This is a genomic window from Flavobacterium sp. B167r, assembly GCF_056824315.1.
This window is the reverse complement of the sequence record NZ_CP124859.1, coordinates 1,825,434-1,843,966: the sequence shown is the minus strand read 5'-3', so window position 1 is coordinate 1,843,966 and position 18,533 is coordinate 1,825,434. Positions and strand designations below refer to the sequence as shown.

General features: G+C 32.8%; 20 protein-coding genes. 1 reads left to right on the top strand and 19 read right to left on the bottom strand.

The window, feature by feature from the left end:
• Positions 1–2: 2 nt before the first annotated feature.
• The 7 genes from tsaB to QLQ96_RS08205 all read right to left on the bottom strand — a co-directional run bounded on the left by tsaB (position 3) and on the right by QLQ96_RS08205 (position 7,834).
• Positions 3–674 (bottom strand): tRNA (adenosine(37)-N6)-threonylcarbamoyltransferase complex dimerization subunit type 1 TsaB, encoded by a 672-nt coding sequence (gene tsaB, locus QLQ96_RS08235; protein WP_482496219.1) that lies wholly within the window; start codon positions 672–674, stop codon positions 3–5.
• 32 nt (positions 675–706) lie between these two features.
• Positions 707–1,999: an efflux RND transporter periplasmic adaptor subunit gene (locus QLQ96_RS08230; RefSeq protein ID WP_482496218.1), complete on the bottom strand. Its 1,293-nt coding sequence runs from the start codon at positions 1,997–1,999 to the stop codon at positions 707–709.
• 6 nt (positions 2,000–2,005) lie between these two features.
• Positions 2,006–3,388 (bottom strand): TolC family protein, encoded by a 1,383-nt coding sequence (locus QLQ96_RS08225; RefSeq protein WP_482496217.1) that lies wholly within the window; start codon positions 3,386–3,388, stop codon positions 2,006–2,008.
• A gap of 85 nt (positions 3,389–3,473) precedes the next feature.
• Complete coding sequence (locus QLQ96_RS08220) at positions 3,474–4,589, bottom strand: efflux RND transporter periplasmic adaptor subunit (protein WP_482496216.1); 1,116 nt, start codon at positions 4,587–4,589, stop codon at positions 3,474–3,476.
• Between the two features lie 38 nt (positions 4,590–4,627).
• Positions 4,628–5,893 (bottom strand): ABC transporter permease, encoded by a 1,266-nt coding sequence (locus QLQ96_RS08215; protein WP_482496215.1) that lies wholly within the window; start codon positions 5,891–5,893, stop codon positions 4,628–4,630.
• Positions 5,894–5,895: 2 nt separating this feature from the next.
• Entirely contained in the window at positions 5,896–7,140 is a 1,245-nt protein-coding gene (locus tag QLQ96_RS08210) for an ABC transporter permease (protein ID WP_482496214.1), read from the bottom strand.
• Positions 7,133–7,834: an ABC transporter ATP-binding protein gene (locus QLQ96_RS08205; RefSeq protein ID WP_482496212.1), complete on the bottom strand. Its 702-nt coding sequence runs from the start codon at positions 7,832–7,834 to the stop codon at positions 7,133–7,135. Before QLQ96_RS08205 ends, QLQ96_RS08210 begins: the two co-directional genes overlap by 8 nt.
• A 180-nt stretch (positions 7,835–8,014) precedes the next feature.
• Here QLQ96_RS08205 and QLQ96_RS08200 point away from each other — a divergent pair, with 180 nt between their 5' ends.
• Positions 8,015–9,421, top strand: a complete 1,407-nt coding sequence (locus tag QLQ96_RS08200; protein WP_482496211.1) for a DUF4403 family protein — start codon at positions 8,015–8,017, stop codon at positions 9,419–9,421.
• A gap of 19 nt (positions 9,422–9,440) precedes the next feature.
• On the opposite strand, the gene QLQ96_RS08195 is transcribed toward QLQ96_RS08200, so the two are convergent.
• The 12 genes from QLQ96_RS08195 to gcvH all read right to left on the bottom strand — a co-directional run bounded on the left by QLQ96_RS08195 (position 9,441) and on the right by gcvH (position 18,459).
• Complete coding sequence (locus tag QLQ96_RS08195) at positions 9,441–9,701, bottom strand: hypothetical protein (RefSeq protein WP_379699155.1); 261 nt, start codon at positions 9,699–9,701, stop codon at positions 9,441–9,443.
• Positions 9,691–10,233: a DUF420 domain-containing protein gene (locus QLQ96_RS08190; protein WP_482496209.1), complete on the bottom strand. Its 543-nt coding sequence runs from the start codon at positions 10,231–10,233 to the stop codon at positions 9,691–9,693. The genes QLQ96_RS08195 and QLQ96_RS08190 overlap by 11 nt, the downstream gene beginning before the upstream one ends.
• A gap of 2 nt (positions 10,234–10,235) precedes the next feature.
• On the bottom strand, positions 10,236–10,922 hold the full coding sequence (locus tag QLQ96_RS08185) for an SCO family protein (protein WP_482496207.1): 687 nt from the start codon (positions 10,920–10,922) through the stop codon (positions 10,236–10,238).
• Between the two features lie 11 nt (positions 10,923–10,933).
• Complete coding sequence (locus QLQ96_RS08180) at positions 10,934–11,575, bottom strand: hypothetical protein (RefSeq protein WP_482496205.1); 642 nt, start codon at positions 11,573–11,575, stop codon at positions 10,934–10,936.
• A gap of 78 nt (positions 11,576–11,653) precedes the next feature.
• Entirely contained in the window at positions 11,654–12,004 is a 351-nt protein-coding gene (locus tag QLQ96_RS08175) for a cytochrome C oxidase subunit IV family protein (RefSeq protein ID WP_482496203.1), read from the bottom strand.
• Positions 12,005–12,022: 18 nt separating this feature from the next.
• Positions 12,023–13,009 (bottom strand): cytochrome c oxidase subunit 3, encoded by a 987-nt coding sequence (locus QLQ96_RS08170; RefSeq protein ID WP_482496201.1) that lies wholly within the window; start codon positions 13,007–13,009, stop codon positions 12,023–12,025.
• A 42-nt stretch (positions 13,010–13,051) separates the two neighbouring features.
• Complete coding sequence (locus QLQ96_RS08165; RefSeq protein WP_482496199.1) at positions 13,052–13,639, bottom strand: cytochrome c oxidase subunit 3; 588 nt, start codon at positions 13,637–13,639, stop codon at positions 13,052–13,054.
• 2 nt (positions 13,640–13,641) lie between these two features.
• Positions 13,642–14,544 carry a heme o synthase gene (gene cyoE, locus QLQ96_RS08160; protein WP_482496197.1) on the bottom strand — a complete coding sequence of 301 codons (903 nt, stop codon included), beginning with the start codon at positions 14,542–14,544 and terminating at the stop codon, positions 13,642–13,644.
• A gap of 157 nt (positions 14,545–14,701) precedes the next feature.
• Positions 14,702–16,825 (bottom strand): energy transducer TonB, encoded by a 2,124-nt coding sequence (locus QLQ96_RS08155; protein WP_482496196.1) that lies wholly within the window; start codon positions 16,823–16,825, stop codon positions 14,702–14,704.
• A gap of 19 nt (positions 16,826–16,844) precedes the next feature.
• Positions 16,845–17,588 (bottom strand): deoxyribose-phosphate aldolase, encoded by a 744-nt coding sequence (gene deoC / locus QLQ96_RS08150; protein WP_482496194.1) that lies wholly within the window; start codon positions 17,586–17,588, stop codon positions 16,845–16,847.
• Between the two features lie 114 nt (positions 17,589–17,702).
• On the bottom strand, positions 17,703–18,086 hold the full coding sequence (locus tag QLQ96_RS08145; protein WP_482496192.1) for a VanZ family protein: 384 nt from the start codon (positions 18,084–18,086) through the stop codon (positions 17,703–17,705).
• Entirely contained in the window at positions 18,079–18,459 is a 381-nt protein-coding gene (gene gcvH, locus QLQ96_RS08140; RefSeq protein WP_482496190.1) for a glycine cleavage system protein GcvH, read from the bottom strand. The genes QLQ96_RS08145 and gcvH overlap by 8 nt, the downstream gene beginning before the upstream one ends.
• Between the last annotated feature and the right edge of the window lie 74 nt (positions 18,460–18,533).

Here is an 18,533-nt window from a genome sequence, read left to right as displayed (position 1 = left end):
GATTATTGTTTCTTTGGAGGAGCAATCATAAAATCTTTTAAATAATAAGGTTCAAAATAAGCGACATCAACAGTGTCGCTTTTTTGATACTTATCAAAACTTATTTTACTCATTGCTTGTGCTGAAGGATATTTTACATTTTCTAAAAATACAAAATTGTCTTTAGTCAAAACAGGTTTGCATTTCTCTGCACAATCGCCAACAAAGTAAAGTTTGTCAGTATATTCTTGAAACGAATTTTCATCAATAATTTCTGCTTGGACAGCTCTTTCAAGTGTCAAATCTGAATTAAAAATGGCGCTGTAAACTTCCATACGGCGTGCATCTAACATGGGTATAATTCTCCCATCTGCAACTCCTGCCTGAGAAGCTAGAGTTTGCAATGTATCTACCGCAATTAACGGAATATTTAAAGCATAACACAAGCCTTTTGCCGCCGAAACGCCAATTCTCAAACCTGTATATGATCCGGGGCCTTGGCTAACAGCAACAGCATTTAAATCCCGTGCCGCTATTCCTGCTTTTGATATTACTTCTTCTATAAAAACATGAAGTTTTTCAGCATGTGAATATCCTTCATCCGCCAATTCATTGCAAACAATGGTCTGACCATCTTTTGCAATAGATACAGAACAATTTTTAGTAGCCGTTTCGATATTAAGAATAAAAGACAAAATATTAAATTTTAAATGATTGTGGTATTATATTATTTCTTTGGAGCTTCGGCTTTTTTGAGCTTTACTTTATCTCCAGAGTTAAGATCTTTAGAAACTGTTGTATATGGGCCTGTTATAACCACATCTCCAGGTTTTAGACCAGACATTACTTCGATATTGGTATCGTCTTGAATTCCAGTTTTAATAACTCTAATTTTAGCTTTGTCTCCAGCTTTAACAAAAACACATTCGAACTTTTTATCGTTTTTTGGAGTTGCTTTTTTGTCTTCATTTGGATCTTCAACCTTAAAATCTTTTACAGCTGTAGTATCTGATTTTACTACAACAGAACTAATTGGCACCGCCAAAACGTTTGTTTTTGTTGTTGTAATAATATCAACTGTAGCCGTCATTCCAGGTCTGAAAGGAGAATAGGTACTTGGTTTTCCTTCTAATAAATCTTGATATGATTCTTTTACAATACGAACTTTAACTTTAAAATTCGTTACTTGATCTGAAGTCAATGTTGTACTTGCAGAGTTAGAAATACTTGTTACAACCCCTTTAAATTTCTTTTTTAAATAAGCGTCAACTTCAACATTTGCTTCGTCTCCAATTTTAATTTTTACGATGTCATTTTCATTTACATCAACTTCAACTTCCATATTGTTTAGGTTGGCAACACGCAAAAGTTCTGTTCCAGCCATTTGTTGTGTTCCTAAAACTCTTTCTCCCAATTCAACATTTAGTACAGAAATAGTTCCATCAGCTGGAGAATAGATTGTAGTACGTCCTAAATTGTCTCGAGCTTCATTTACAGAAGCCGATGCGCTTTGAACATTATAATAAGAATTTTGTTTGGTAGCTTTAGCAACTTCAAATGAAGCAATTGCTTTATCCCAATCTGACCTTGATATTACACCTTTGTCATACAAAGTTTTATTTCTTTCATAATTTGCTTTTGCTTCTTTAAAACTAGCTTCCGACTGTGTCAGACCTGCTTTAGAACCTGATAAATTTGAAACAGAACGATTATAACTAGATGTATATAAATCGGGATTAATTTTAACTAATAAATCACCTTTTTTTACAACTTGTCCTTCTTTTACATTAAGAAGAATAATTTCCCCAGAAACTTCTGGAGAAATTTTCACTTCTATTTCTGGTTGAATTTTACCTGTTGCAGAAACGGTTTCAACAATAGTTGAAGCCTTTACTGTTGTAATTTCCACTTCTTTTCCTTCGTCTTTATTTCCTACTATTCCAGCCTTAGAAAGACCAACCAAAGCAGCAATAATAACTATTGCACCACCTAATAAGAAATAAACTGTTTTTTTTGACATAGTAAATTATTTTGTAATAATTGGAACAATTGGAATTCCGAAATAAAATTCTAATATTTTAATTTTGAACATGTAATCGTACTTTGTTCTGATAACATCAGACTGTGCATTGGTCAATAATGTTTGAGCTTGAGTGAAATCAAATGAATTCATTAAACCAACATCATATTTTTCTTTTGCATAATTGTAAGCCTGCTGTCTTGCTTCTAAAGTCACAGTAGAAGATTCGTATGTATTTAAAGCTCCTCTTGCGTCTGTAAAAGCAGTATAGACGTTACGTTGCAAATCTAAACTTTTTTGCTCTAAATCTATTTTAGATTTTTCTAAACTTACTTTATTACGTTCTACATTATTTTTAACTGAGAAACCGTTGAATATAGGAACATTCAATTGTAAACCAAAATTATGTCCTTTATTGTCACTAAATTGTTGAAATATTGGATCTGGTCCTACTGTATAAGGATTTCCACTTGCATCTAACCTAATCTGATCACTATAACTTGCTCTAGTATTAAATCCATAAAAACCAGAAAGTGTTGGCTGATAAGCTCCTTTAGCAATAGTTACATTTTTTTCTGCAATCTCAAGATTTGTTTGCGCTAATTTTAATTCTGTTCTAGTTTCTTTTGCTTTATTATAAATTTCAACAGGAGTTTGCGCCAGAATATTGTGTTCATCTTTTACATTAGTATCATCAATTACATCAAAATCTGCAAATTCTTTTAATTGTAAAAGTTGTGCTAAACTCAATTTAGAAATCAATAAATTATTTTCAGAAACTGCAATGTTTTGTTTGTCTGTTGCAACAGTTGCTTTCAAATCGAACAAATCTCCACGAGGAATAGTTCCTGCATTTACCATTTCTTCAGAACGAGCAAAACGTTTTTCATCAATTAGCAATTGCTCTTTTTTTACCTTTAAATCTTCTTTATTAGATAAAATTTGTAAAAATGCGCTAGCCACGTTTAGAGAAATATCTTCCTGCATTTTTAACAGTTGATATTGAGAAGCAATGATTGTTAATTTTGCTTTTCTCATAGTATTCTGATTCTGTAGACCTTTGTAGATGTCTACTCCAGCATTTAACCCTATCGAAGAATATTGTGTAGTTTGATTACGTAAAATACCTGTTGTAACATCCTGGTTCAAACCAATGTTCCAAGAGTGAGAAGCTGTACCGTTTACAGATGGAAGATAATTTCCTAAAGCTGCTCTTTTATCGATATCAGCATTTTTTACATCTAATTCAGATAATTTTACCGTGATATTATTTTCGAGTGCATATCTAACACACTCTTCTAAAGTCCATTGTTTTGATTGCGCCTGTCCAGTTAATCCGAAACCGAATAACATTGCAAAAACCAGACTACTAAATTTATTTATTTTCATATACTTTTAATGAAAGCGCAGTAAACCGAACTACGCAAATTTAACATTTTTAAAACCAAAAAGATCCTTAAACTCTCAAATTAAATTATTTTTTCTCCCCTTCAGTAATCAAGCCCTGATTCCAGATTTTAATTTTATCTGTATCATTTATACCGCTTTTAACTTGAACGTAGATTCCGTCGCTAACTCCAAGAACCAAATCCCTTCTTTGAAATTTCTGTGGAGCATTTTCAACTTCTACATAAGGCTTTTGTGTTTTTTTGTCAAATTGAACCAAAGATTCTTTTATTGCGAGCACTTTCTCTGCTTTTTCCAAAATAATAGAAGCATTGGCACTTAAACCTGCTCTAATAAAAGTATCGTCTCTGTTGATCATTTGTGCTTTTATTTCAAATTGGATTGCACCATTTTCTGTAACTCCTTTTGGCGCAATATAATTTAAAACTGCATCAAACTTTTTATTTTCGATAGCACCAACTGTGATTTCAATTGGCATTTTTTCTTTAATTTTTCCAACCTCAGATTCATCAATTTTTCCAATAAAAATCATTTTCCCAACATCTGCAACACTAGCAATTGTAGTTCCTTCGTTAAAGTTATTACTTTCAATAACTTGGTTACCCACTTTTACAGGAACGTCTAAAACCATTCCGTTAACTGTAGAGCGAATTAAAGTATTAGCATAATTACCTAAAGAAGAAGTTGTTCCTGTTTTAACAATATCCAATCCTTGTTTCGCTGCCATATAAGTTTGTTTAGCCTGATTGTATGCTACTTGAGCTGCATCAAAATCATTTGCAGAAATCACATCTTTTTCAAACAATGTTTTTTGTCTTTTATAAAGCTTTTCCTGATTATCCAAAGCAATTTTAGCTGTCGTAACCTGATTTTGAGAACTGCTTACATTCGAAACATTCGCTACAACTCTAATTTTTGCAATCATATCACCCGCTTTGATTTTTTCTCCAGCTTTGATATACACTTCTTCAATAATACCTGAAATATTTGGTTTGATTAGAACCTCTTCATCAGGTTGAATATTACCTGTCGCAATAGTATTTTTTACGATAGTCTTCAATTCTGCTTTTTCCGTTTTAAATACAATCGGCGATTCTTGATTTTTAGCATACAAATAGTAAAGCGCGCCAAAAAAAACAATTGCGATAAATATTAAAATGGTAACGGTTACTCCTTTTTTCATTTTGTTTTTGGTTTAATCGATTTATTTTGATTGATAATTTATTCTGTTCTTAAAGCATCTACAGGCTTAACGCTAATTGCAATCTGTGCCGGAATAAAACCTGCAAGTAATCCTGAGCCAACTAATATCAATAGTGCCACAAATACTACCCCTAAGTCTACAGTCGGATTGGCAAACATGGTGTCACTACCTGGCGGCATCGAATCTAACGCCATATTTAAAAGCGCTATAATTCCGGTTGCAACAGCAATTCCAAACATACCTGAAATAATGGTTAAAAATATAGATTCTGATAATATTTGCCCTCTAATTGCTGATGGCGTTGCTCCTAAAGCCCTTCTGATTCCGATTTCTTTTGTTCGTTCTTTAACTACGATCAACATGATATTAGAAATCCCAATTACACCCGAAATCAATACCAATGTTCCCACAAAATAGGCGATCACTTGCAGAATATTGAACAAACTTTGTACTTTATTATACTGTTCGTACAGGTCAAAATTTCCAACAGCACGATCATCTGCAGGATTTACATAATGCAGTGCTTTAATTATTTCTAATATCTTAGGTTTCAAATCCGTTATAGACGATCCATCTTTTGCTGTAAGCGCCATCCAACCCACTTTATCTCCATAATTAAAAGCCTGTTGAAAAGTTGTAAACGGAATAAAAATATTTTTTTGATCCTGTTCCGCATTTCCACCTTGCTGTTTGGATTTGTAAACTCCAACCACCATAAAGTTGATGCCATTAATTTTAATGTACGTTCCTATACATTCTTCAGCTTTTCCATAAAGTTCGTTAATAACACCATTACCAATTACCGCAACTTTTCTTCTTCCTTCAATATCCTGCTGATTTACAAAACGGCCTTTGATAATATCCATTGGCTGTTGTTTGATCAACTCAGGATAATCTCCATAAACTGTAAATGCAGAAGTTTTAGTTCCTCTAACAACATTGTTGGTTCCGTTAAAATCTCCAAGCTGGTTTCTAGGAGAAACGTACAACAAATCCGGAAGTGCTTGTTTTAATGCTGCAACGTCACTATTTCTAAAATCATAACGTCTCGTTTTTGGCAAACCCTTGTACGCTTTTGATGTCGTCTGACTCCACATAAACATGGTATTTGTTGCAATTCCGTCAAACCCTTTTTTTACGCCATTTTCCAATCCTTTACCAGCAGCAAGTAATATTACCAAAATAAATATTCCCCAAAACACACCAAAAGCAGTCAGAACTGTTCTGAAGACATTTGCTGTTAAAGCTTGTAATATTTCGTCCCAATTATCTTTACTAAACATAGTTATTCGTCTCTAAGTGCTACAATAGGTTTAATTTTGGCTGCTCGGTAAGCTGGAAAAAAACCAGCCATTGCTCCAGCAAAAACAAGTAATATTAAAGTAGTTAAAGCTACACTAAAATCTACTTCGGGATTTCTAAAATACTCGCTCTGCACCATCGGACCAACAAATTCTAATAAAAGAAGACTCGCCAATAATCCGACAAAACCAGCAATTGTGGTAATAAAAATAGACTCATGCAAAATCATTGAGATAATCGAAATAGGAGAAGCTCCTAATGCTTTTCTAATTCCGATTTCTTTTGTTCTTTCTTTTACGATAATAAGCATAATATTACTAACTCCAACTACTCCCGCTATTATGGTACAAATACCAACCCACCAAAAAAATAGCCTGATATATAAATTTAAATCGTAAACCTGTTTAGCATCTTTAACAGAATTATAAATACCTATACCACCATCATCATCAGGGGCTACCACATTTTTACTTTTTAATAAGTCCTTTAAATCTTGTGTGAATTTTTCTGACTGAGCCAATGCTTCATCATAATTGTCTGTCTTTTTTAGTGTAAAAAACAAATTGCTAATTTTATCACCGCCTCCAAATGTTTTCTGAACGGTTGTCAATGGCAGATAAGCACGTGTTTCTTCTCTTTCTCCACCTGGATCAGTAAAAACACCGACTACTTTAAAACTAATTTTATTAATTAAGATTTCCTCTCCAATTGCATTTTTATCCTTAAGAAGATCGGTTTTTAATTTCATTCCAATCACGGCAACTTTTGCATTGCTCTCCATATCCCTAGCATTTATATAACGCCCTTGCACTATGGTCAAATTTTCTATTCCTCCATAATCTGGATCAACACCTCTAAACTGATAACTCCCAGATTCCTTGCCATAAGCAAAAGACTGTCCCCAATAATTATTTGTTGAAGCTCTCAGGTCTAATTTGTCTTCAAATTTCTGTACCGATTGATTATAATCGCTATTGCGAAATTGAATCTGCCTTCCAGGGTTTAATCCTTTGTATTCTTTAGTAGTTGCTCCAGACCAAACCTCAATAATGCCCGCAGCATCACGTTCAAATTGTTTTTCAATTCCGTTTTGAAGTCCTTTACCAGCACCAAGCAGGATTACCAAAATAAAAATTCCAGAAGCCACAGAAATTCCTGTTAAGAAGGTTCTTAAGCGGTTTTTAGAAATGGCTTCAAATATTTCCTGCCAACGTTCAATATTAAACATAAGACGAAGCTCTAACTTGTTCTACTTTTTTATCATCGATAATTAATCCATCTTTTAGGACTACATTTCTTTTGCACATTGCGGCAATATCAGGTTCATGCGTAACAATTAAAATTGTCTTTCCTTCGTCATTAATTCCTTGAATAAGCTCCATCACCTCATAAGAAGTTTTGGTATCTAATGCACCTGTCGGTTCATCGGCAAGTAGTACTTTCGGATTGGATGCCAAAGCTCTTGCAATAGCCACACGTTGTTTCTGACCTCCAGAAAGCTCATTTGGCAAGTGATGAGCATGAGAACCTAATCCTACTTTTTCCAAATACCTCATTGCAATCTCGTAACGTTCCTTTCTTTTGATGCCTTGATAATACAATGGCATTGCAACATTGTCTAATGCTGTCTTATAATTAATTAAGTTAAAAGACTGGAAAACAAAACCTAAAAATTTGTTACGATATTTTGAAGCAATGGTTTCGTTTAATTTTTTAATTGGTGTTTTATCTAAAATATAACTTCCAGAATCAGCTTCGTCCAAAATTCCTAAAATATTAAGAAGCGTAGATTTACCAGACCCTGATGAACCCATGATTGCAACTAATTCTCCTTCTTCTATATTAAAATTAATACCTTTTAATACATGTAATTGTGAGCTTCCCATTTTATAGGATTTGTGTAAATCTTTAATTTCAATCATGAGTATTGTTAATTTTTTTTGACAATAATAACATTTTTATTAAGTAATTTATGATAATAAAAAGTTAATAATTTTGCTCTCTATTCTCTATTAGACTTTCTTTTTTAGTTATTGTTACACTTTTTTTTATAAAATATGATTGTTTTTATACTTTTGCTTTGTCTAAAAATTCATATTAAAATGAAACTCAATTCCATTATTGTAATGTTTTCGGTGCTTGCCGTATTAACAAGCTGTTCTTCAACTCAAAAATTAGAAACCTTAAAACCCGAACCAGATGATGCTAGCCCATTAGTTTATGACAGCAGTCCTTCATTTATCAATCTTCCAATTACAATAAAGTTAAAGGATATTGAAAACCAAACAAATACTCTTCTTACTGGACTAATTTATGAAGACAATAATATCGAAGATGACGATATTGAAATGAAAATTTGGAAACAGGCTCCTATTAAAATTCAAAATGACCCATCAAATCCTGATAAAAAAATTAGAACAATTTTACCGCTTAAAGCGAATATCAAATATCGAATTGGAACAAAAAAAATGGGAGTAGAATTCTACGATATTAGAGAATTTAACTTAAATGGTGTTATAACTTTATCAAGCGAAACCACCTTAACCAACTGGAAACTAACTACAAAAACGGAATTCAGGTCTCTAAATTGGAATGAAAGCCCAACAATGAGCATATTTGGCAAAAACATGCCGATAACTTATTTAATAAATCCAGCGGTTTCTATTTTTAAAAGCAAAATAGAAAAGGAAATTGACAACGCAATTGAACAATCAATGGATTTTAAGCCTAATGTACTTCAAGCTGTTGAAAAAATCTCTACTCCTTTTCAGATGAGCGACACATACGAAAGCTGGCTGAGAATTGCACCAATTGAAATTTATTCTACAAATGCCAAACTTAAAAATGATTCTTTCTTACTTGATATGGGGATGAAATGCAACATGGAAACTATCGTTGGCAAACAGCCACAATCAAAATACAATGCTAGCAAAATTGCGATAAAGCCAGTTGCTAAAATTCCAAATCAGATTACTGCTAATATTGCTGCAATTTCAAGCTATTTAGATGCATCAAAGATTATGACTCAGAATTTTGCAGGTCAGGAATTTGGCACTGGAAATAAAAAAGTAACCGTAAAAAATGTTTCAATCTGGCATAAAGACGGAAAAATGGTTATTGCGCTAGACGTTTTGGGATCTATAAACGGAACGCTTTATTTAAATGGATTTCCTTCATACAACGCACAAACAAAAGAAATTTATTTCGAAAAACTAGATTATGTCCTAGACACCAAAAGCAGATTAATGAGAACTGCAAATTGGCTAGCCCAAGGATACATTCTAAGAAAAATGGAAGAGAGTTGCCGCTATTCAATTCAGCCGAACTTAGAAGAAGGTAAAAAAAGCATGGCGAGCTATTTAAAGAATTACTCACCAATGCCAGGCGTATTTGTCAACGGAAAAATGGAAGACATTCAGTTTGACAAAATACAGTTAACCAATCAAGCGATTATAGCTTTCATCAAAATAAACGGAACGGTAAATGTTTCTGTTAACGGACTTAAATAAAAAAGAAAAGCAGTGTAAATTACACTGCTTTTTTCTTTTTAGAATACATTCGATAAATCAAATATCCTATTATTAATACGAGTAAATACGGGATCACCATTAAGTAAACAATTCCGTCATTTACAGCTTCAGCTTTTTTTGTATTAGAATCCCCTCCCAAAGCCGCACGACACATGGCGCACTGTGCATTGGCAGAAATCCCAATTAAAAAAATACAAATTCCAAGAATAAAACTTTGAAATTTGGAATTTGACTTTTGTATTTTATTTTTAGTGTACATAATATGGTGAAATCATTAAGTAAACTACAACTCCCGTTACAGCAACATACAGCCACAGAGGAAACGTAATTTTAGCTATTTTTCTATGTCTGTCAAAACGCTGTGCAAGCGCCCTTACATACGTTATTAAAACAAGAGGAATGATAGCAATTGACAGTAAAATGTGTGTTACAAGAATAAAGAAATAGATGTAACGAATTGCTCCTTCTCCTCCAAATTTTGTAGAATCCGAAGTCATGTGATATGCAACATACATAACCAAAAAAGCAACCGATAAAGCAATCGCAAAAGTCATTAATCGTTCATGTAGTTTCTGTTTTCCGTTTTTTATAGCCAACACAGCCCAAACTAAAACAACAGCTGTTATTCCGTTTGTAGTTGCATAAATTGGTGGCAAAAATGACAATGGCTCAACATTAAAACCAAAATCTTTAAGCTTAACTCCAAATAAAATTGCCACAACAACTGGAATTACAATTGAAACTGCAATGATGAATTTATTATATTTTTTCTCTAAAGTATTATCTTCCATTTTTATTCTGCTAATAAAATTTTAATGTCTTCTTGAATATCTCTTACTCCTTTTTTATCTAAACCATCGTAATAAATACTCGGATTTCCGAACTCGTCTTTTCTGCAACGAATATTTCCATCTTTATCAATTAAAGCAAATAAACCAGAGTGTTCAAATCCGCCGCTTACTTTATCATTTTCTCCTGCATAAAGATTAAAACCTTTATTTGACAAATCCATAATTACGTTTTTATCTCCAGTCAGGAAATTCCAATTAGAAGATTTTACCCCAAGTAATTTTGCATGATCTTTCAAAACCTGTGGTGTATCATGTTTCGGATCAATTGTAATAGAAACAATTCCAAAATTAGGGTTTCCGAAAAAAGTCTTTTCAATTTCCAACATACTCATGTTCATCTTTGGACAGATCGAAGGACATGTTGTGAAAAAGAATTCCAGAACATACACTTTTCCCTTATACGTTTCATTAGAAACTTTGACATTGTCTTGATTTGTTAATTCAAATTTTGGAGCTGGACCAATTGTCAAAAGTTTAGTATCTCTTGAAGTTTTTGTTCCAACATTGTCCAAACGATTTCCTTTTACAACGTCTCCATTTTTAATTCGATCAACAATTTTAGGAATAGCGTAAATCCCAAAAATCAGAATAATAAAAGAGATTCCGATGTATGATTTATTTTTAAACATTATAATGATTTTTAAAGTTGCTTTGTAGCGTTATGATTCTTCTTTAAAGCTGCGCGGTATTCGTATAAAATGATCTTGAAGTCATCCAGCATTTCATTGCTTAACTCAGACGGATGAAAAGTATTATAACCTTCTTTATACTCTTTCTTATCTTTTCTTCCTCTTAGATTACGTTCTTTATCGATGATGTAAACATTAGAAGTTCCAAGATTCTCATTTAGTTTTTCTTTCAAATGCAGTCCATCATAGAATTTCTGAATATCTTCTTTTGAAGCAAATACAAAATTCCAGTTTTTAACATCTGTAAAAGGAGATAAAGCGTCAACTATTTTCTGAGCTTCTTTTTCTGTTCCGATTGGACAAAGAACTACAAACTGAAGATCTTCAAAACCATTGTAACGTTTATAGATCTTTTCGTTTAAGTTAAAATAATTTCCTCTATTTTCAAGAATATTAGTTCCTGCAAAACCAAGAACAGTAATCTTTTTATCAAGGGAAATTTTTTTTCCGTTTAATGAATTCCAATTTCCAAAATCGGCCACTTTAGGAGTTACTACAGGAAGAGTTGTAAAACTATTTACACCAGAAGCAAAAAATAAATAAGCAACAATTGGCAAAACAAAAAGTACAAAGAGAACTATATTTTTTTTCATTGTAATAACGGAAATTATTGAGGTACAAAAATAAAAAAAGCTCCGTAAATCGGAGCTTCTTTTCGAATTAATATCATGTTAAAAATTCCATTTAATAGTAGAATCTTTAAAAACCCCATAAATATAATGTCCTTCTGTTAACAGAATAAACAATAAATATAAAACTAGGAAGATAACAGGAGAAACAACAGACCATCTAAGGCTGCTTTTTTCACCTTCCATGTGCATAAATGCCCATACAATATAATATGCTTTAAAAACTGTTAGGATATAGAAAATCCAGTTTAACAAATTTAAACCAACAAAATGAGTAAATTCTAATGATGCAGGTTTGTAGATACCTAAAATAACTTCAACTGTAGTTACTAATGAAAGTAATCCGAAAACAAACCAGATTCTTTTTGTATTTGATACGTGCTCGTGTGACATAATAATTAAATTCTAAAATTAAACTAGGTAGAAAACTGTAAATACAAATACCCAAACTAAATCTACGAAGTGCCAGTATAATCCAACTTTTTCAACCATTTCGTAGCTTCTTCTCTTCTCGTAAGTACCTAATAATACATTAAAGAAAATAATGATATTGATAATAACTCCAGAGAATACGTGGAATCCGTGGAAACCTGTAATAAAGAAGAAGAAATCAGCAAATAATTTATTACCGTACTCGTTTCTGATCAAGTTAGCTCCTTCTACAACATATTTAGCACTAGCTAAATGTTTTTCTGATTCTTCTCTTGATAAGATCGTTTTTTTCTTTTTATCTGTAAGTTTTTCTGTTCTGATTAAAACTTCAGGATGTGCTTTAAAACCAGCCTGAACTTCAGCAACTGTATAAGTTGGAAGAGATTCTGTATCTTCCATGAACCAAGTTGAATGGCTTCTTGTTAAAGCTTCTCTTTGTTCTGGCAATTTAACAGCAAAATCAGCTAAAGCTACTCTTTTGCCGTCTTTGTCAACAAATTGAAGTAAACTACCTCCAACAGTTTCAACCGCTCCATATTCACCTTTAATGAAGTTTTTCCATTCCCAAGCTTGAGAACCAACGAAAATTAAACCTCCAATAATAGTTAAAAACATGTAGACTGCAACTTTTCCTTTTTTCAATTGGTGTCCTGCATCAACAGCCAAAACCATTGTTACAGAAGAAAAGATCAAAATAAAAGTCATTAATGCTACATAATACATTGGAGCCGCAACACCATGCATAAATGGAAAGTGAGTAAACACTTCATCAGCCAAAGGCCAAGTTTCAATAAATTTAAATCTAGAAAAACCGTAAGCTCCTAGAAATCCAGAGAATGTTAAGGCATCTGATACGATAAAAAACCACATCATCATTTTACCATAACTTGATCCTAATGGCTGGATCTCATGACCGCCTCCCCAAGTTTTTTCGTCGTTGTTTGCAGTAGTAACTGTCGCTCCCATAAAAGATATTCGTTAAAAAGTTCCCAAATTTACGTTTTTTTCTTATTTAAAGAAATATAAAAATAAAAATAAATATACCCATAATAAATCCAAAAAGTGCCAATACATCGCACCTAGTTCTATACCAAGAGTTTGAGTCGAATTGTATTTTTGTTTAAAATGATTATAAATTATAATTAAAAGTGAAATTAATCCGCCAGCTAAGTGTAACAAGTGTGTAACTGTCACAACATAAAGGAAAGTTGTAGTAATTGAACTACCTTCTCCTGTAAAATAATACCCTTGTGCAACGATTTGTCCAAATCCTTGAAATTGAAGTACTATAAATAAAATCCCTAAAGCCAAAGTTCCAAGAAGCAAACCAGTAACTGCGCTCCTGTTGTCTTTTTGAATTGCTTTTTTTGCCAAATGAAAAGTAACACTGCAAGCAATAATCACTGCAGTACTCCAGTAAAATGCAGAAGGAAGCTCAAAGTTCTTCAACCAATCTGCTCTTGATTTACTTACTACAAAAGCACTTGTTAATCCAGCGAACATCATGGTCATACTAACCATCGCGAAAAGCAGAATCAGTTTTGCTGATTTTGATTTTCTTCCTTGTTCTTCATTTGTTTTCAATGTCATTTCCATAACTATCTTAAAAATTTATCTACTATAAATACAATTTGTAAAAGCGAAATATAAGAAACACTCACTAGCATTAATGTTCTCGCTGCCTTTGCTGTTCTTAGCTTATACAAACGAACTGCATAAAAAAGCATCCAAATCCCTAATAGAAACACCAAAACTGCCGCAATTGGAGAAATAAATAATTGGCCTGTAAAACCTAGTACAGGTAATAACGATGCTATTATAAGCCAAATTGTGTACAATATGATCTGTAATGCAGTTCCTTTATCTTTTTTGCCTGTAGGAAGCATAAAAATACCCGCTTTCTCATAGTCTTCATACAAAAACCACCCAATAGACCAAAAATGCGGAAACTGCCAAAAAAATTGAATTAAAAATAATGTCCCTGCTTCGATACCAAATTCTCCTGTAGCCGCTACCCAGCCCAGCATAAACGGAATCGCTCCAGGAAAAGCTCCAACAAAAACAGACAATGACGTTACTGTTTTTAATGGCGTATAAACACTTGTATATAAGAATATAGAAATTGCAGCAAACATTGCCGACTTAGCGTTTATAGTATAAAGGAGTGCAATACCAATGATAGTAAGCAGACTCGCCACCAATAATGCCATTCTAGGAGACATACGTCCTGAAGGAACTGGACGGTTTTTGGTACGATCCATTAAAGAATCAATATCTTTCTCTATTACTTGATTAAAAGCATTTGAAGCTCCCACCATACAGTAACCTCCAACTACTAAAACTGCCAAAACACTCCATTTAAAAGGATGTTCTGAATCTACTCCTAATAAATATCCAGCTATAGAAGAGAACAACACACTAATAGCTAAACCAGCTTTAGTAATCTCTTTAAAATCTAGAAATATTGATTTGAGTGATAATGTATTTTTTGCAGCGTTCAATACCGTTGTATTTTGTGTATTTTTTTTGAGTGGTGCAAATGTACAAATTAGATTGTAGAACTTAAGCCTATAAATTTAGATTTTTTTCAATAAAACCTATACAAATTAAGATCTCAGCATTCTTCAACACTATTATTTCGAAAAATCTTATTAAAAGCTAGTAATCAAAATACATATTGAAAATATCTGAACGTAAACCAACACTAAACCAAGTGGTGCTTTGCTTAAAAGTTGTTGCCGTCTCTTGGGTTGGATCAAAATTTCTATAGATTAAACTTCCAAATAATTTTAGATTTGTCATCGGGTTAATCAAATACCCTCCTTGCACATCAGCAATAAAAACATTGGTCTTATTTCCTTGCCCAATTTTCACTCCTGTATCATACGGGCGTTTTACATCATAACTTTTATAAATATTCCCTCCGTAATTAAACGAATTTTCTGCTGTATCAAAATCTAGACCTCTTTTTCCAACGGTCAATTTCGCATCTGCAAGCCAACGTCCTTTATGATATCTCGCAATTGCAATAAGTTCATTGAAATTCCCACCCCATTGGTGTCCTACGCTCTGATTGTTATGCCCGTAATTTGTAATAACAGCACTGTGCGAGTACACATAAGGACGCACGCTGTTCAATTCAACCTGCAATAAAAGGTCTTTAACATTAAACGCGTTGAAGTATTTCGCTCCTAATTGAAATCCGAATTTGTTTTTCCAGCTTTGATTTCCAGCTCCTACATCAGAAACAGAAAATTCATCAATCAAAAATTGCGAATAAAGATTCAAGCTATTGTTCCATTTGTATTTACCAGTTATTCCTAAAAGTGCATTACCGCTTCTAGAAGAAGAACCAAATTCTACCGCTCTGTAAAAAATAATCGGATTAACAAAATTAGCATCAAAGCCTCTATTATTAGTATCTGTCCATACTACAGATTCGAAAAATCCTAAGTTCAATCTATTTGAAACGTTCCAGCTCAAATAGTGATTAGCCATGAATTTTGTTGCATATGTTCTTTCGGCAGTCACGTCTGGACGAACATCTTTCATCCACATATAAGTGTTGGTATACTTAATTTTCCAAAATTTGGTGTTAATTTTAAAATATGGGTACGGACTTGCTCCATCACTTTCTAATAAAGAGCGATAACCATCACCTATAAAATTTCGTCCGTAACCTAATTGAAAATCAAAGATTTCACCTGGAGCAAAAGTAATATTTGCTTCTGCTAAAGGAAAATCATAAGCATCTGTTTTGAAATTTTTAGCAATTCCAATTCCCGGAATTATTGCTGGATTTCCTCCAGATGGCTTAAGAGATTCTGCATAATCATTATAATATCCTGCAAATCTTCCTTGACTTTCAAAAAATGTTGTCGTAAAGTTGATTTGTTTCCCTAAACCTCCTCTAAAGTTCAGCGCTCTAGTATTCACATAAGTGTATGAAGCATCAAGATCTGAGGCTTTTCCTAATTGTAAATCTACAATCGGGTTTAAGGCAAACCAATAATCTTCTCCCTGAATCTGCACTAGATTTTCATTCCACCATTTTCTTCCCAACCAAGTTGAAGTTTTTTTCTGCAGTGATTCATTAACTGCTCTTAAATTGTAATATTTTGAAACCTCAGCATAAGTATAAGGCTTAGATGCCGTATGATTATTACTTCCAACCTGATTCATTTCAGCATCAAATTGCGAATAATAACTGTGCGAAAATGGAATATTTAAATGACTATCAAATTCTGGATTATTATATTTTTTATACACAATACTATCCAGTTCGGTCATTGGCTTTTCAGCAGGTTTTAAAATTTCTGCCGCTGCCAAAGCTTCTGCTTCAAGTTCTGCAGCACTTTTTAATGGAATAGCAATAGAAATAGTATATTTTGAATAAGTTGGCTTTCCATTATAAGTTGAAGGTTTAATTTTTGGAAATGCCCCAAATATTCTTTTTGCCTCTTCAGACAATTCTTCGGTTTCAGCAGAAACATAAATCACTTTAAATTCTCCTTCTGCATTTACTTCAAAAAGTACTTTTACCGCTCCTTTATAATTGTTTTCTTTTAATCTTTGAGGGATTTGAAAATTGTTAAACACAAAATCTTGAACTTCTTTATAAAAACAATTCTCTAATTTTTTAGCTTCTAAATTTTCACAGTTAGGAAAAACCGGAAACATTTCTGCCGTAAAACCTGGCTGAACTGAAGAATTACTATTTTGCTGAGCAGAAACAATAAAGAAAGAAGAAATTAAAACAAAGGATAAAAAAAACTTATTCACTTAAAATTGGGGTATTTATTTAATATTGATTTGGGGAAATTTCTCCGTTTGCAATTGCTTTTGCAGCTGAAGTACCGATGCGCTTTACTCCTAAACGAATCATTTCTTCAGCTTCTTCAAATGAACGGACTCCGCCAGCTGCTTTTACTGAAAGCGGCGAAGCATTTTCGAGCATCATAATTATTGTTGGAACGGTCGCGCCATTTGGTTGGTTATCATCTGTTTTATAAAAACCTGTAGAAGATTTCACAAAAACAGAATCAAATTCATCTTCTTTAAAATTAGAAACTACAACATGTTTTATCAAAGCAGACAGCTGAATAATTTCTTTATCTGTTAAAGCCGCAACTTCGATAATCCATTTTACTGTTTTATCATTTGCTAATCCTATCTGTGTTCCGATTAATATTTCCTTTTTTACTAAATCTAGATCACCATTCTTGAATGCTTCGTAGTTACAAACAAAATCTAAATCATCGGCTCCGTTTGCAATAGCTTCGTTTGCTTCCTTAATTTTGATTTCGAGACTTGACTTTCCTTCTGGAAAATCAATTACAGTGCCAACTAACAAAACAGACTTGGCTTCTACAATCATTTTTTTTGCTAAAGAAACATATTCTGGACGAATCATGATCAATTTAAAACCTTCTTGAATGGCCTCGGCAATTGCATTTTTAACCACAATAGCGTTTTCTGCTTCCGAAAGACCAGCTTGCGATGCAGTTTTTAAATACGTGGAGTCTAAATATTGCTTTACATTCATTTTGTTTGAAGTTGCAGAAAACCAGCACAAAAGTACATTTTAAATTGATAAAACATAGTATTTAAACGCTTGATTTTCTTGTAATAAAAAACCCACCGAAGTGGGTTTCTTAAATTATATTTTATCGATTTGCTTTTTAAATCCGATTGCCGAAAAAACCGCAACAAAGGCTCCAAGTGCATTTGCTAAAATATCTGTGACATCTGCAGTTCTTGTTACTGTAAGAGCATTTTGAAGAATTTCGATAGTAATTCCAAAAAAAACAGAAAATATAAACGAAATTAAATACGCTTTATATTCGTCTGAATCTTTCCCTTTCAATTCTTTTTTGAAAAACAAAATCCATGAAATTGTAAATCCAAAATGAAAACAGAAATGTACAATTTTATCAATACTTGGAAAACTAACCACCGGTATATTACTAGAATCTGTCAGACAAAAATAAGTAATGATTCCGGAGCAGATAATTGCCCAAATTAACAATAGTTGTTTAGGCACCGATTAATTCTTTATAAGCTTGATCAGACAATAAAGTATCAATTTCTGAAGCATCGGCAATTTTTAATTTAATCATCCACCCAGCTCCATAAGGATCTGAATTTACAGTTTCAGGAGCACTTTCTAAATCTTCATTAAAAGCAATGATCTCACCTGTTAATGGTAAAAATAAATCAGAAACTGTTTTTACAGCCTCAACAGTTCCAAAAACTTCATCTTTTGAAAGGGTCTGATCTAAAGTTTCTACCTCAACATACACGATATCTCCTAACTCTTTTTGTGCAAAATGAGTAATTCCTACAGTCGCAACATCTCCTTCGATGCTAACCCATTCGTGATCTTTTGTGTACTTTAAATTTGCTGGTATGCTCATAATCGTTGTGTTTGAAAATTGATTGTTTAATATTTAAGTCACAAATGTAATAATCTTCTAATAAAATCTAGTTT

Coding starts and splice junctions, on each gene's coding strand:
- QLQ96_RS08230 (WP_482496218.1), bottom strand. CDS start 1,999: ATGTCAAAAAAAACAGTTTATTTCTTATTAGGTGGTGCAATAGTTATT.
- QLQ96_RS08225 (WP_482496217.1), bottom strand. CDS start 3,388: ATGAAAATAAATAAATTTAGTAGTCTGGTTTTTGCAATGTTATTCGGT.
- QLQ96_RS08220 (WP_482496216.1), bottom strand. CDS start 4,589: ATGAAAAAAGGAGTAACCGTTACCATTTTAATATTTATCGCAATTGTT.
- QLQ96_RS08215 (WP_482496215.1), bottom strand. CDS start 5,893: ATGTTTAGTAAAGATAATTGGGACGAAATATTACAAGCTTTAACAGCA.
- QLQ96_RS08210 (WP_482496214.1), bottom strand. CDS start 7,140: ATGTTTAATATTGAACGTTGGCAGGAAATATTTGAAGCCATTTCTAAA.
- QLQ96_RS08205 (WP_482496212.1), bottom strand. CDS start 7,834: ATGATTGAAATTAAAGATTTACACAAATCCTATAAAATGGGAAGCTCA.
- QLQ96_RS08200 (WP_482496211.1), top strand. CDS start 8,015: ATGAAACTCAATTCCATTATTGTAATGTTTTCGGTGCTTGCCGTATTA.
- QLQ96_RS08195 (WP_379699155.1), bottom strand. CDS start 9,701: ATGTACACTAAAAATAAAATACAAAAGTCAAATTCCAAATTTCAAAGT.
- QLQ96_RS08190 (WP_482496209.1), bottom strand. CDS start 10,233: ATGGAAGATAATACTTTAGAGAAAAAATATAATAAATTCATCATTGCA.
- QLQ96_RS08185 (WP_482496207.1), bottom strand. CDS start 10,922: ATGTTTAAAAATAAATCATACATCGGAATCTCTTTTATTATTCTGATT.
- QLQ96_RS08180 (WP_482496205.1), bottom strand. CDS start 11,575: ATGAAAAAAAATATAGTTCTCTTTGTACTTTTTGTTTTGCCAATTGTT.
- QLQ96_RS08175 (WP_482496203.1), bottom strand. CDS start 12,004: ATGTCACACGAGCACGTATCAAATACAAAAAGAATCTGGTTTGTTTTC.
- QLQ96_RS08170 (WP_482496201.1), bottom strand. CDS start 13,009: ATGGGAGCGACAGTTACTACTGCAAACAACGACGAAAAAACTTGGGGA.
- QLQ96_RS08165 (WP_482496199.1), bottom strand. CDS start 13,639: ATGGAAATGACATTGAAAACAAATGAAGAACAAGGAAGAAAATCAAAA.
- deoC (WP_482496194.1), bottom strand. CDS start 17,588: ATGAATGTAAAGCAATATTTAGACTCCACGTATTTAAAAACTGCATCG.
- gcvH (WP_482496190.1), bottom strand. CDS start 18,459: ATGAGCATACCAGCAAATTTAAAGTACACAAAAGATCACGAATGGGTT.